General features: G+C 71.0%; 13 protein-coding genes. 6 read left to right on the forward strand and 7 right to left on the reverse strand.

All coding sequences use genetic code 11. The annotated features are described in order from the left end of the window. The first annotated feature begins 46 nt into the window (after positions 1–46). Entirely contained in the window at positions 47–670 is a 624-nt protein-coding gene (locus ACQP0N_RS09995) for an NAD(P)-dependent oxidoreductase (protein ID WP_433119366.1), read from the forward strand. Positions 671–1,359: 689 nt separating this feature from the next. Here the strand turns inward: ACQP0N_RS09995 and ACQP0N_RS10000 are convergent. Next, positions 1,360–1,944, reverse strand: a complete 585-nt coding sequence (locus ACQP0N_RS10000; protein WP_433119368.1) for a TetR family transcriptional regulator — start codon at positions 1,942–1,944, stop codon at positions 1,360–1,362. A 133-nt stretch (positions 1,945–2,077) separates the two neighbouring features. Between ACQP0N_RS10000 and ACQP0N_RS10005 the strand changes: the two genes are divergently transcribed. Further along, positions 2,078–3,577 carry an MFS transporter gene (locus ACQP0N_RS10005; protein ID WP_433119370.1) on the forward strand — a complete coding sequence of 500 codons (1,500 nt, stop codon included), beginning with the start codon at positions 2,078–2,080 and terminating at the stop codon, positions 3,575–3,577. A gap of 394 nt (positions 3,578–3,971) precedes the next feature. Here the strand turns inward: ACQP0N_RS10005 and ACQP0N_RS10010 are convergent, their stop codons facing one another. Continuing rightward, positions 3,972–4,505 carry a hypothetical protein gene (locus ACQP0N_RS10010; RefSeq protein WP_433119372.1) on the reverse strand — a complete coding sequence of 178 codons (534 nt, stop codon included), beginning with the start codon at positions 4,503–4,505 and terminating at the stop codon, positions 3,972–3,974. 93 nt (positions 4,506–4,598) lie between these two features. On the opposite strand from ACQP0N_RS10010, the gene ACQP0N_RS10015 reads away from it, so the two are divergent. Beyond that, the gene (locus tag ACQP0N_RS10015) at positions 4,599–5,099 is read left to right on the forward strand and encodes a YcxB family protein (RefSeq protein ID WP_433119374.1); all 501 of its coding nucleotides are present in this window, start codon (positions 4,599–4,601) and stop codon (positions 5,097–5,099) included. Here ACQP0N_RS10015 and ACQP0N_RS10020 read toward each other — a convergent pair. Both ACQP0N_RS10020 and ACQP0N_RS10025 read right to left on the reverse strand, forming a co-directional pair. Beyond that, on the reverse strand, positions 5,062–5,766 hold the full coding sequence (locus ACQP0N_RS10020) for a hypothetical protein (RefSeq protein WP_433121539.1): 705 nt from the start codon (positions 5,764–5,766) through the stop codon (positions 5,062–5,064). The genes ACQP0N_RS10015 and ACQP0N_RS10020 overlap by 38 nt on opposite strands. Before the next feature lie 323 nt (positions 5,767–6,089). After that, positions 6,090–7,043 (reverse strand): GTP-binding protein, encoded by a 954-nt coding sequence (locus ACQP0N_RS10025; RefSeq protein ID WP_433119376.1) that lies wholly within the window; start codon positions 7,041–7,043, stop codon positions 6,090–6,092. A gap of 384 nt (positions 7,044–7,427) precedes the next feature. Here ACQP0N_RS10025 and ACQP0N_RS10030 point away from each other — a divergent pair, with 384 nt between their 5' ends. The 3 genes from ACQP0N_RS10030 (at position 7,428) to ACQP0N_RS10040 (ending at position 11,097) form a co-directional block, all read left to right on the forward strand. Then, a complete protein-coding gene (locus tag ACQP0N_RS10030; protein ID WP_433119378.1) occupies positions 7,428–8,666 on the forward strand; it encodes a cellulose-binding domain-containing protein in 1,239 nt (412 codons plus the stop codon). A gap of 136 nt (positions 8,667–8,802) precedes the next feature. Further along, positions 8,803–9,414, forward strand: a complete 612-nt coding sequence (locus tag ACQP0N_RS10035) for a YdeI/OmpD-associated family protein (protein ID WP_433119379.1) — start codon at positions 8,803–8,805, stop codon at positions 9,412–9,414. Between the two features lie 87 nt (positions 9,415–9,501). Next, positions 9,502–11,097, forward strand: coding sequence for a Na+/H+ antiporter (locus ACQP0N_RS10040; protein WP_433119381.1), 1,596 nt, complete (start codon positions 9,502–9,504; stop codon positions 11,095–11,097). Between the two features lie 334 nt (positions 11,098–11,431). Here the strand turns inward: ACQP0N_RS10040 and ACQP0N_RS10045 are convergent, their stop codons facing one another. The 3 genes from ACQP0N_RS10045 to ACQP0N_RS10055 form a co-directional block, all read right to left on the reverse strand. After that, positions 11,432–11,770 (reverse strand): winged helix-turn-helix domain-containing protein, encoded by a 339-nt coding sequence (locus ACQP0N_RS10045; protein ID WP_433119383.1) that lies wholly within the window; start codon positions 11,768–11,770, stop codon positions 11,432–11,434. Continuing rightward, positions 11,737–12,192: a hypothetical protein gene (locus tag ACQP0N_RS10050; protein WP_355052903.1), complete on the reverse strand. Its 456-nt coding sequence runs from the start codon at positions 12,190–12,192 to the stop codon at positions 11,737–11,739. Before ACQP0N_RS10050 ends, ACQP0N_RS10045 begins: the two co-directional genes overlap by 34 nt. 141 nt (positions 12,193–12,333) lie before the next feature. Beyond that, complete coding sequence (locus ACQP0N_RS10055) at positions 12,334–13,086, reverse strand: GNAT family N-acetyltransferase (protein WP_433119386.1); 753 nt, start codon at positions 13,084–13,086, stop codon at positions 12,334–12,336. Positions 13,087–13,117 lie beyond the last annotated feature (31 nt).

The following is a 13,117-nucleotide window of genomic DNA, read 5'->3' on the forward strand; positions in this document are numbered from 1 at the left end:
TTGCCGGGACCTGCCTGCGACGAACCCACCAGGTTGAGGAATTCGTATGAAGCTGATCGTTTTCGGGGCCAGCGGCGGCACCGGACGTCTCGTGGTCTCCGGCGCGCTCGACCGCGGGTACCAGGTGACCGCGGTGGCCCGCCACCTCGACGGGCTGCCGTCACATCCCGATCTCGCGTTGCAGCCCGCCGACGTACTGGCCGGTGACCGCCCGTTGCGGGAGATCGCTGTCGGGCACGACGCGGCGATCTCCGCGATCGGCAGCACGGCCCGGAATCCGAACGGCATCTACTCCAAGGGTGGCCAGGCGGTAGTCACTGCGCTGCAGGACGCTCAGGTGCAGCGGTTGATCGTTGTCTCCTCCGGCGGGGTGGTGCCCAAGGACCCCGGGTTGCCCTGGTGGTTCCGGCTGATGATTCCGCTGTTCCTGCGTGAGTTGTACGAGGACATGGGCGTGATGGAGGACATTGTGCGGTCTAGCCGGCTCGACTGGACTCTGGTCCGCGCCGGTTACCTCACCGACAAGCCGGCCATCGGGACGTTCCGGGTCGAGGACGGGACGAACCCGCCCGGTGGGTCGCGGCTCAGCCGCGCCGATCTGGCGAACTTCCTGCTCGACCAACTCGACACCAGCCGGTGGAGCAAGGCTGCCCCGACGCTGACCTATTGATCTCATCGTGGGTTCAGCTTCTACGTACGGCGAGAAGGCACGGCGAGGATTTGTTGCGTAGACGGCGGAGCATTCCGAGCAGGCGAGCCCGGAGGATCTGCTGACGCCGGGGGAGGTCACCGCCCGTACCGGATGGCGACCACCGCTCTGCGTTTCTACGAGAGCAAAGGGCTGATCGTCGCAGAGCGCAGTGAGGGCAACCAGCGTCTCACCGCAGGCACATGCTGCGCCGCGTCTCGCCGATCTTCGTTGCTCGGCGACTGGGCATTCACCTCGCCGATGTCGCGGAGATCGTCGCGACGCTGCCGATCGGCCGGCGCCGACCCAGCGGGAGACTGAGGGCATGTCTCGCGATTGGAAACGGTAGTTGGAGGGCCGTCGTCCTTCGTCGAGAACCTTGCGCATCAGCTCGTCGGCTGTATCGGCTGCGGCTGCCTCTGAATGAAGGCGCGGGGTCTGTTGAAACCCGGACGACGGCCTCGCGGAACGTGATCAGGGACCTGTACGCCTCGATGAGGCCAGCCGCTGACCCCCGGCACGCCACGCTGCGAGCCGGGGGGAGTGCTTCATGATGCGGTGTGCCGTCGCGCACCTGCCGACAGGGCGAGCGAGAGCAGTTCGAGCTGATGGCTTTCAGCATCATTGCAGCCGAGCAGGTGCCGACGATCTTCGGCGCCGACGCGTAGGCGTCAGGCCGGCGGGGCGATGACGTTGCGAATGGCCGGGCCGGCCAGGCGCACGACGTCGTCGAGGTCAGCGTCGGCGATGTAGGGCATCCGCAGCAGGTAGCGCTGCGCGGCGATGCCCATCATCATGGCGCCGGCCAGGGAAGCGCGCAGGTGGGCCTCCGGATCGTCGACGGTCGCGGCGATCGCGTCGACGACCTCGGTGGTGATGTGACGCCGCAGCAGTTCGGCGGCTTCTTCGCTGGTCATGCTCGCGCGCACGAGCACCGCCATCGGACTGTTCGGGTCGGCGGCCCAGCTGCTCAGCATGCCGTGCATGAAGTTGTGCACGCTCTGCGCCGGATCGTCGGCGGTCAGCTCCGCGATCGGGATGTGCCAGTGCACCGCGGCCCGGAACAGCTGCTGCTTGCTGCCGAAATACTGCAGGATCGACGACTTGTCGACCTCGGCCGCCGCGGCGATCCCACGGATCGTGGCGCGCTCGTAGCCGAGCTCGGCGAACAGGGCGCGAGCGGCCTCCAGGATGCGCCGCCGGGTGCGCTCGCCCTTGCGTTCACCTTGCGGCACCTCTGCGGCGGCCTCGGTCATCGTGCAGCACCCTTCCGTACGTCGGCGTCCGATCGTACAAGCCGGCACACCCCTACTTGAAAAACTAGACAACCGTTGAGATATTGTCGCGGCCTCACGAAAACTCAACACCCGTCTAGTTCTGGAGTTTCCGATGTCCATCCCCGCACAATCGGCTCCGCCGCGCACCTCCACCCGTCCGGCCCTCGCGCTGATCGTCATCGCGGCCGCGCAGCTGATGGTCGTGCTGGACAGCACGATCACGAACATCGCGCTGCCGAGCATCCAGAAGGACCTCGAGGTGTCCGCCTCCGGCCTGTCCTGGATCGTCAACTCCTACGTCCTGGCCTTCGGCGGGCTGCTGCTGCTCGGCGGGCGCACCGGCGACCTCTACGGCAAACGGCGGCTGTTCCGGATCGGCCTGACCGTGTTCGCCGGCGCTTCCCTGTTGGGCGGCCTGGCCCCGAGCGTGGAGTTGCTGATCGCCGCCCGGGTCCTGCAGGGCCTCGGCGCGGCCGTCATCGCGCCGACCGCGTTGTCGCTGATCGCGACCACGTTCGCCGAGGGCGCCGCCCGTAACCGGGCGATGGGCGTCTACGCCGCGATGTCCGGGCTCGGCGCCACCGTTGGCCTGCTGCTCGGCGGAGTGCTCACCGACTACCTGAGCTGGCGCTGGGTGATGTTCGTTAACGTCCCGATCGGCGTGCTCGTACTGCTCGGCGCCCGCGTGCTGGCCAGCGGCGAGAAGCTGCACGGCGAACTGGACGTGCGTGGCGCGGCCACCGCCACCGGCGGCCTGACCGCCCTGGTCTACGCCATCATCCAGGGCGGCGACCGCGGCTGGACCGACCCCGTCACCCTCGGCATGTTCACCGTCGCGGCAATCCTGCTGATCACCTTCCTGCGCTCGCAGCGCAGGAACCGGCACCCGCTGCTGCCGTTGCGGCTACTGCGTGATCGCAACCGGGCCGGGTCCTACGTCACCATGCTGTTCATCGGCGCGGCCATGCTCGCCACCTTCTATCTCCTGTCGCTTTTCATGCAGCAGGTCAAGGGCTACAGCCCGGTTCGTGCCGGGTTCGCCTATCTGCCGTTCAGCCTCGGCATGGGGATGGCCGCCGGGATCGGCTCACGCCTGGCCGGCCGGTTCTCGCCACGCACGCTCGCCGGCCCCGGCCTGGTCGTCGCGGCCGGTGGGATGCTCTGGTTCAGCCTGCTCGAACCGTCCTCGTCGTACTTCACCCACCTGATGCCGGCCATGTTCATCACCGCCCTCGGCCTGGGCGCCAGCTTCCTGCCGATGACGCTCGGCGCGATCTCCGGCGTTGACCGCAACGACACCGGCATTGCCTCGGCCATCCTCAACACCGCCCAGCAGATCGGCGGCGCCGTCGGCCTGGCCGTCCTGGCCACCGTCTCCACCAGCGCCGCCGATGACAAACTGCCGCACGCCGACGTCGCGTTCTTCCGCGCCCTGGCCAGCGGCGACCAGCCCCTGATCCAGCGGGCGGTCGACGCGCTGTCCCACGGCTACACCGTCGCGTTCGCCTCCGCCGTCGGCTTCCTGCTGGCCGCGCTGGTCATCACCGTCACCACGCTCAACGCAAGCCCTCAGCAGCGCACCGAGGACGCGGCGCCCGTACACATCGGATGACACGCCGCTGCGGTGTCGCTCCTTCGGCGACACTCATGCGGACAACGGGCTGGTGGCGGTGTCGAAGTGAGCTGCTGGAGTCCGGTACACAACGGCTCCTGCCTGGCAGAAACGGTGGCCGCCGCATGTATCACGACGCCCGAGCTTGCCGATGGAGTCGCTGGGGCTACATCGGCACCTGGCGGAGAGGGCGGACGACGGCTGATTGGGCGGTGTGGAGCGGCTCCGGGAACTGGGTGTTCTCGGCGGCGACGGTGTCCGAGCCAAGCTGAAACGCCTGGTCAACCGGCATATCTCTGGCCGAGAGCCAACCCGGCCTATTCACCCTCAACCCGGAACAGACATAACCGCCCGGAACGCCGTCTCGGACCAGAACCGACTTTTGAAACACGCCTTAGTCGACCAGTGGTCCGCGCCGTAGTTCGCGCAGCACGCCGTGCCGGCGCGCGGCCCACACCAGACGCCGGACGCTCGGATGCCGTACGAACAGCGCCGCCGCCCGGCGGACCAGGCCGAACCGGTGGTCGCTGAGCTGGTTCTCCAACGCCTGCCAGATCAGCTCGCGAACCTTGGCGCTGTCCAGCGCCGCCCGGACCTCATGTCGTACCGCGGGGTCCTCGGCGGCCGAGGCGATGGCGGCGGCGAGGCCCGGTCGGTCGGCGAGCGGCTCCACCGCCGCCGCGACGAGCGGCCGGCGCACCTCGTCCCGTTCCAGCAGCAGCAGCACCGCCTCCCGGATCTCGACCGTCTCCAGGCCGGACCGCAGCAGGTCCACCAGGCTGCGGTCGACCGCGCCGTCGTGATCCGGCACGGCCAGCGTGGCCAGCAGCACCGACACCTCGTCGAGGTCGATGAGGTGTCGCAGCCCGTCGCGGAACTCCGGCAGCCCCCACGCCACCTGGACGGCCTTCAGGAGATCGCGGTTCATGCCCCATCCGCTACCCGAAAGCCACTCTCCCCGAAACGTCCGCGACCCCGCGTCCGCCGCGACCCGGGCCGATGCAGGCACTATCGTTCTGGGGTGCGCATCCGATTCGACGTACCCGCCGATCCCGCCTACCCCGCTCGGGTGGCGACCACCCTCGCCGGTGTCCGGCTGCGTCGGTTCAGCTACATCGGCGCGGTGCTGGTGGCGGTCGGGGCGGTCGGCCTGGTGTTCTCGCGCGGGCTGGGCTGGGGTGAGCGCGCGTCCCCGCTGTGGCTGACGTTGGTGCTCGCCGGCGTGCTGTCGATGCTCTACCTGCCCTGGGTACGGTCGCGGGCCCGCCGCCGCTCGGGTGACTACGCCGTCGAGGGCGCGTACGAGATCACCGACGACAACATCATGATGCGCAGCGGCTCGGAGTCCGGCGGTATCGCCTGGGACGGGGTCGCGCGGGTGGGGGACAGCCCGGATTTCTGGATCGTGTTCGTCGGCCGGATGCCGGCGACCGTGATCCCCCGGTGGCTGATGTCCGCCGAGGATGCCGGGACGTTGCGCGCCTTCATGACCGACCGGGGCCTCCTGGGTCCGCGTCCCTGACGGCGACGGGTCGGTTCTTCGGCTGGGCGAGGAAGCGCAGGTACTCCGCCCGGTCGAACGGGTTGCCGTCGGTGCGCGCCCGGCGGGGCGGCTCGCCGGACACCGGTCGGTCGCCGCCGGGCGTCGACGACCACAGCCCCTCGCCGCCGGACAGGTCGGGCAGACGCCGCTGCGCCTGGAGTTCGAGCCGCGCCGGCAGCACGCCACTGATCCGCCAGCCGGCCGCGACGTCGTCGGTGCCGTCGATCCGGGCGCCGAGCCGACTCAGGTACGACGTGACCGGGCCGAGCCGGTCGGCCGGCACCTCCACCTCGAACCGGCGGCACGGCTCGAAGACCCGGGTGCCGGCCTCGGCGAGCGCCTGCATGAGGACGTACGGCGCGAGGTCCCGGAAGTGCCCGGCGGTCGTGATGGGCGACCAGTAGCCGCTGTGGGTGAGGGTGATCCGGATGTCGGTGACCGGCCAACCGTGACAGCCCTGGTCGAGGGCGGCGCGGGCGGCCTCCTCGATGGCCGCGTGGAACGACAGCGGCAGCGAGCCCAGCTCGACCTCCCGTCGGTAGTCCACGCCGACGCCGGGCTCGACCCGGAACCCGACGGTCCCGAAGAAGCCGTGTCCGATGATCTCCACGGCGGCGCCCGTGCCGGTCGGCCGCTCGACGTGCATGAGCCGTCCCGGCCCGAACTCCGCCTCGATCCCGTACGTCTCGGCCAGCGTGGCGCTCAGCACCTCGCGCTGCACCTCGCCGTAGAGGAGCACGCTCGTGCCGCCCTCGGGGGCCACCCGGGTCCGCAGGAACGGGTCGGTGTCCGCGATGTCCACAAGCGCGGCGTGCAGCGCCAGCGTCCGGGACGCGTCGCGGGGTCGCACCACCGTCTCCAGGGTCGGCGCGGGGAAGTTCGACCGCCCGTCGAGGCCGGCCGGGCTGCCGAGCTGGTCGCCGAGGCGTACCCCGGTCAGGCCGCCTACCCGGGCGATGTGGCCGGCGGTCAGCGCGGCCTGGTCGGTGGCCGCGCCGACCACGTCGAGCCGCGTGATCCGCCCGCGCGTCGCGGTGGTCCGGCCGTCCGGCTCGCGGCGGTACGCGCTGACCCGCTCCCGCGCCCGGAACTGCCCGCCGTACGAGCGCAGGTAGGCCACGCGTTCGCCGGAGGGGTCGCGCTCGATGGCGAACACCCGCGCTCGCGGGTCGGGTTCGGCCGGGGTGCGGGCGGAAGCAGGGCCGCGATGGCGTCCAGCAGCTCCGGCACGCCGGCCCCGGACAGCGCCGAGCCGAACAGCAGCGGGTACGCCTGCCCCGCCGCGACCAGCGCCCGCAGGGCCTTCTCGATGCGGTCGGCGTCGGGCGGCAGGTCGTCGACGAAGGCGGCCAGCAGTTCGTCGTCGTGTTCGGCGAGAAGCTCGGCGAGGCGGTGGTCGTACCCCCGATGGCGCGGCCGGTAGGTGGCCCCGGGGGTGCCGGGCGCGCGGACCGTGCCCAGCGGGACGACGGTCGGCGCGAGGAGCCGGCGCGTGTCCGCGACCAGCTCGTCGACGCGGGCGCCGACCCGGTCGATCTTGTTGACGAAGATCAGGGTGGGCAGCCGGAGCGACCGGAGGATGCGCATGATCCGGCGGCTGTGCGGTTGGACGCCCTCGACGGCCGACAGCACCAGCACGGCCGCATCGAGCACCCCGAGCGCGCGTTCGACCTCGGCCACGAAGTCGCTGTGCCCGGGGGTGTCGAGCAGGTTGACCTGGCGGTCGCGCACGGTGAACGAGGCGACGGCGCTGCGGATCGTGATGCCCCGCCGACGCTCGATCGCTCCGGTGTCGGTCTGGGTGGTGCCCGCGTCGACGCTGCCGAGTCGGTCGATGACCCCGGTGGCGTGGAGCAGGCGTTCGGTCAGGCTGGTCTTACCGGCGTCGACGTGGGCGACGATGCCAAGGTTGATGGTCTGCACAGGCGCTCTGGTCCTCGAAAGCTCGCGTCCGGATGGGCGGGGTTTCGAGTCCTCGCATCGCCGTGCTCCTGTCCGCTGGTGATGCCGGGCCGTACGGGTCCGGTCCTTCTCCGGCCAGGCTGGCACGGCCGGTGACGTCGGGCCACCGATTTACGCGCGCTTGATTAGATAGTGGTCTGTCAATACATTGGGGGCGGGCGTCACCGCGTTCCGGGCAACGGCCCGAAGCGGTGACTGACAGCTTCACCTCGAGCCGGGCACGTCGGTCGTACGCATCGACCACTCGCTGTGGCGCATCGCCGCGCCGTACCCGGCGTATCGCCGCGTCCGCCCTGGACGCGCGCTGCCGCGCCGATTTCCCGCTCGATGGCAGAAGGACTTCCCATGACCATTCTCCGCGCCCGCCCCGCCCCGACCCTCGCGGTCGTCGCCGCGTTGGCCGCCGCCGTGACCGCGACCGGCACGGCCCTGCTCGTCGCTCCGGCCGCGGCCGCCCAGGGCTGCCGGGTCGACTACACGCCCAACCAGTGGCCCGGCGGTTTCACCGCCAGCGTCAAGGTCAGCCCGGGCGACACCGCCGTCTCCACCTGGACCGTCACCTGGACGTACGCCGGGAACGAGCGCGTCACGAGCGGCTGGAACGCCACGGTCAGCCAGTCCGGATCGACGGTGACCGCCCGCAACATGTCGTACAACGGAAGCATTCCGGCCGGCGGCTCCACCGAGTTCGGCGTGCAGGGCACGTACGGCACCAGCGGGGGAGCGCCGACCGGCTTCAGCCTGAACGGCGTACCGTGCAACGGCGTCGCGCCGACGACGCCCCCGCCGACGACGCCGCCTCCCACGACGCCTCCGCCGACGACGCCGCCTCCCACCACGCCCCCGCCGACCACACCGCCTCCCACCACGCCCCCGCCGACGACGCCGCCGCCGGTCGGCTGTGCCGGAGCGGTGCTCTGCGACGGCTTCGAGAACCAGACCGGTTCGACACCGTCCGGCGACTGGGCCGTCGTGAGCCCGGACTGTTCCGGCGCCGGAACCGCCACCATCGACACGACCACCACGCACAGCGGCGGCCGAGCCGTGCGGATCAACGGGGCGGCCGGGTACTGCAACCACGTCTTCATCAGGTCGACGAAGAACCTCGGCAGCGTTGGCAGCGTCCGCTACGGCCGGATCTGGGTCCGGCACACCACCGCCCAGCCGACCGACCACACCACGATGATGGCGATGACGGACGCCGCCGACGGTAACCGGGACCTGCGGATGGGCGGCCAGAACGGCGCCCTGCAGTGGAACCGCGCCTCCGACGACGCGACCCTGCCGGAGCAGAGCCCGGCCGGGGTGGCACAGAGCCTGCCGCTGCCCACCAACCGGTGGACCTGCCTGGAGTTCATGGTGGACGGCTCGTCCGGTCAGCTCCGTACCTGGCTGGACGGGGCCGCCGTCGCGGGGCTGACCGCGGACGGCGTACCCACGCACGACATCGACGGGCAGTGGTACAACCGCACCTGGCGACCGCAGCTCACCGACCTGAAGCTGGGCTGGGAGAGCTACGGCAACGGGTCCGACACCCTCTGGTACGACGACGTCGCGGTCGGAGCCAGCCGGATCGGCTGCTGACCGCCGGAGGTGGGATCGGGGGTGTGGCACGGTCGACGTGCCGCACCCCCGGCCGTCCCCGCGCCCACCGTCGGTCGGTGCCGGAACGGCCCACCTGGTGGAGTCTGGCCGGCCGGCGCGACGATAGCCTGCTGTCATGGCGAGCGCCGAACTCCAGGAGCTGATCGTCGTGGACGCCGAGGCGCTGCGCGCGTGGTTGTCCGCCAACCACACCACGTCGCCGGGCGTCTGGCTGGCCCTGACCAAAAAGGGCGGCACGGTCACCACGTTGACCTGGCAGCAGGCGGTCGACGAGGCGCTCTGTTACGGCTGGATCGACGGGCAGGCCCGCAAGCGGGACGAGGAGTCCTCCTGGATCCGGTACACCCCCCGCCGTCCGCGCAGCATCTGGTCGCAACGCAACGTCGCCCACGTGGCCCGGCTGGAGGCGGAGGGACGGATGACGCCTGCGGGCCGGGTTGCGGTGGAGGCCGCCAAGGCCGACGGGCGCTGGGCCGCCGCGTACGCTCCGCCGTCGGAAGCCGAGGTGCCGGCCGACCTGCTCGCCGCCATCGCCGCCGATCCCGCCGCCCAGGCCATGTTCGACGTGCTCACCAAGACCAACCGGTTCTCTCTCATCCACCGTGTCAACGCGGTCAAGCGGGCCGAGACCCGCGAGCGGAAGATCGCCGAGTTCGTCGCCATGCTGGCCCGCCACGAGACCCCCTACCCGCAGAAGGCCAGGCCGTCGAGCCCTCCGTCGTCGTGATCCGGGGAAGCGTCAAGTAGCCGTCCACTGGGTCCGGTCATCCTTGCCGGACCCGAGTCACCCCCCAACGAAGGACAGAGGAACCTCGTGTCCAGCCTCGCCCTGGTCGTAGCGGTCGGTGTCGCGATCCTGGTCGGTACGGGCGCGGCCCGTCGGCTCCGGATCGCCCCGCCGGTGCTGCTGCTGATCGCCGGTGTCCTCCTCGGCTTCGCCCCCGCCCTGCGCGGGGTGCACCTGCCGCCCGAGGCCGTCCTGTTGGTGTTCCTTCCGGTGCTGCTCTACTGGGAGGCGTTCTCCTCATCGCTGCGCGAGATGCGCCGGAACCTGCGGGTCATCGTGCTGCTGAGCACTCTGCTCGTGGTGGCGACGGCGGCCGGTGTGGCGGCCGCCGCGCACGCGCTCGGGCTCGGCTGGGGAGCGGCGTGGGTGCTGGGTGCCGCGGTCGCGCCGACCGACGCGACGGCGGTCGGCGTCCTGGGCCGGATGCTGCCCCGTCGTATCGCGACCACGTTGCGCGCGGAGAGCCTGGTCAACGACGGTACGGCGCTGGTGATCTACACGCTCGCGGTCGGGATCACCCTGGGCGAGGAGCACCTGAGCGTCGGTCGGGTCGCCGGGTTGTTCGCCTTCTCGTACCTCGGTGGCATCGCGTCCGGCGCGGTCGTGACGTTCCTCGTCCTCCAGATCCGTCGCCGGTTGACCGACCCCTTCCAGCACAACCTGCTCGCGCTGCTGACGCCCCTGACCGCCTACCTGATCGCCGAGGCGGCCGAGGTGTCCGGTGTCCTCGCGGCCGTGGTGAGCGGACTGTGGGTCGGCCGCGCCTCGCCGCGCCTCTTCCCCGGTAACGCGCGCCGGCACGTCCACACCGTCATGGAGTTCGTGACGATGCTGGCGAACGCCGCGCTGTTCGTCCTGGTGGGGCTGGAGGCGCAGTCGGCGGTGCGCGGGCTGGACCACACCGGTCTGGCACACGGCCTGCTGGTCGCGCTCGTGGTCTGCGCGGTCATCGTCGCGGTGCGGTTCGGCTGGCTGTTCACCAGCCCGTACGTGATCCGGGCGATCGACCGCCGACCGCAGCAGCGGGAACGGCGGCTCAGCGGGCGACCCCGGGCGCTCATGTCGGCGGCCGGATTCCGGGGCGCCGTGTCGATGGCGGCGGCGCTGGCCGTACCGCACACGCTTCCGTCCGGAGCGGAGTTCCCGGATCGCGACCTCATCGTCTTCGTCACGGCTGTCGTGATCGCCGTGACCCTGCTGGTGCAGGCGCCGCTGATGCCCCGGGTGACGCGCTGGGCCGGACTGGGCACCGACTCCGAGGCCGAGCGGGAACGCCGGCAGGCCGAGATCACGTCCATGGACCGGGCGTTGGAGTCCCTGCCCACGATGGCCGCCGAGCTGGGTACGAGCGACGACGTGCACGAGCAGTTGCGCACCGAGTACGACCGCCGGCTGCGGGTGCTGCGCGACGGTGACGCCGCGGCCGGCCCGGACGAGGCCGCGGCCGACTACGAGAAGCAGTACGCCGACCTGCACCTCGCGGTCATCGACCACCGCCACGAGACCGTCGTGCGCATGCGCGACGCGGGCGAGATCGACGACGAGGTGCTTCGCCGGGTCCAGGACGGACTCGACCTCGAACAGGTCCACATGACCCAGCGCCGGGACAACGACAACCGCTAGGCCGTGTCTTCAAAGGTTGGAGCAGCGCGGCGATGGTGACGGTGGCCTGGAACGAGGCCGCGATCAGCACGGTCGGGGCCGGTCGCTGAGCGGCGGCGGTAATGCTGATGAGCGTGATGCCTGTGAGTCATCTAGATGACTCACAGGCATCACGCTCATCAGGGTGCTGTCGCCGTCGGTCTTATGGCGTGGCGTGCCGCACGGTCTCGCACTGCTCGAGCCGGTGTTGGCCTGCTGGTCGGCTCGTTCAGGGAGGGTGTGCCCGATGCCGCGTCGGCGCAGGCCGCCCGGATGGCCTTGGGGCTGTAGCCCTTTGCAGTCGTTGAGACACGGACTAAGAACCGTCCACGCGGGTGGCGATGTCGCGTAGGGCGGCGATGTGGCCGCTCAGGGCCACGCGCCCGGCCGCCGAGAGGTTGATCCACGTGCGGGGTCGCTTGCCCACGTAGCCCTTGCGCACCTCGACGTAACCGCCGTCGCTCAGGTTCGAGATCCGCTTGGAAAGGGCCGAATCGCTCAGGTCCATGGCGTCGCGGACGAACGCGAACTCGGCCCACTCGGTCCCCGCCAGCAGCGCCAGGATGGCCAGCCGGGTGGGATCGAGCAGGACCGGGTCCAGCTTCGGGTCGGCCGCCACGATCAGGCCGGGCGGGTGAGGACGCGGCGCTGCCACCACGGCCCGGCGGCGGCCAGCAGGACACCGCCCACCAGGCCGAACCATGCCCAGAGGTGCGGGACGTCCAGGGCGGTGGCAAAGGCCGCGCCAGCGATCAGGAGGGCCAGGACCAGGGCCGACCACAGCAGGCTCGACGTGTCGGGGGTGGCCCGGGGACGCACCGGCCGCCGCAGCAGCGCCGCTCCCCATCGGGTGTTGGCCGCCATCGAGGCGAGCAGCAGCAGGATGACGATGGTGGTGCCGTAGGTGCGCACGAAGTCCGGATACCGATCGGCCACGATCCCGTACGCCGCGACGAGGATTCCCGCCGCGAGCCAGGTCCACCGGGACCGGCTGGCGGCCGCTGCCGTCTGGTCCCGGCGCCGGTCGACGTCCTCGAGAGCCTGCCGTGCCTCTTCTGGTGTCGGGGTGGTGCTCATCGCGCAACTCCTTGAGCTAGGGAAAGTACTTGCTCGTACGGAAAGTTAACACTCACTTTCCGTACGAGCAAGTTGTTGCCGGATCGGCCAGCGAGCCGCCGGGCGGACCGGTGCGCGACCCGCCCGACAGCGCCGTGGGACTCACTCCGGGAGCTGGTAGAGGCGGTAGCGGGTGACCGTGTCGAAGCCGATCTGGCGGTACACCGGCTCGCCCTCACTGCTCGCCTGTAGGGTCGCGATCCGCAGCCCGGCCGCGCGGGTGATGCGCAGCGCCTCGCGGGTGAGGGCGGTCGCGATGCCCTTGCGGCGGTGGTCGGGGTGGGTGGCGATGCAGTACAGGGCGCCGACGTCGGTGCCGAGCGACAGGGTGCACGTGCCCACCATGCGGCCGTCCACGATGCCGGCGAGACGAACCACGTCGGGGTAGGCGAAGGACAGTTCCCGGTCGACGACGAGCCCGAGGTCGCCGGGGACGCCGAGCGGCCCGGCGTACGCCTCGACGTACTCGCGCATTTCGGCCGGCGTGGCGACGACCTGGATCCGCAGTTCGCTGGGGCCCTCGACCTCGGCCAGCGTGGTCACGTCCACCGCCATGACGGGCATGTCGGAGATCTGCGTCGCGCCGCGCGCGAGCAGGCCCTCGGCGGTGCCCTCGTCGCTGTCCGCACCCACCCACCAGCCCCAGACCGAGCCGGTCAGGTGCTTCCTCGCCTCCGTGATCGCGTCGTCGAGCTGCCGCCCGCGCACGCGCATGACCCCGTTGAACAGCGGGTGGGGGATGTCCGCGCGATAGATCGGCAGGTCGGTGTCGGGCTGGGCGCCGGCCCAACCGCACCAGTACGTGCGGTTCGCGGCGAGCTGTGGTTCCAGGTCGTGGATGGAGTACGTCGTCATACCCTCAGGACAAGGTTCGGCGGCGGAAAGT

It is taken from the genome of Micromonospora sp. CA-246542 (assembly GCF_050942905.1).
Lineage (GTDB): Bacteria > Actinomycetota > Actinomycetes > Mycobacteriales > Micromonosporaceae > Micromonospora.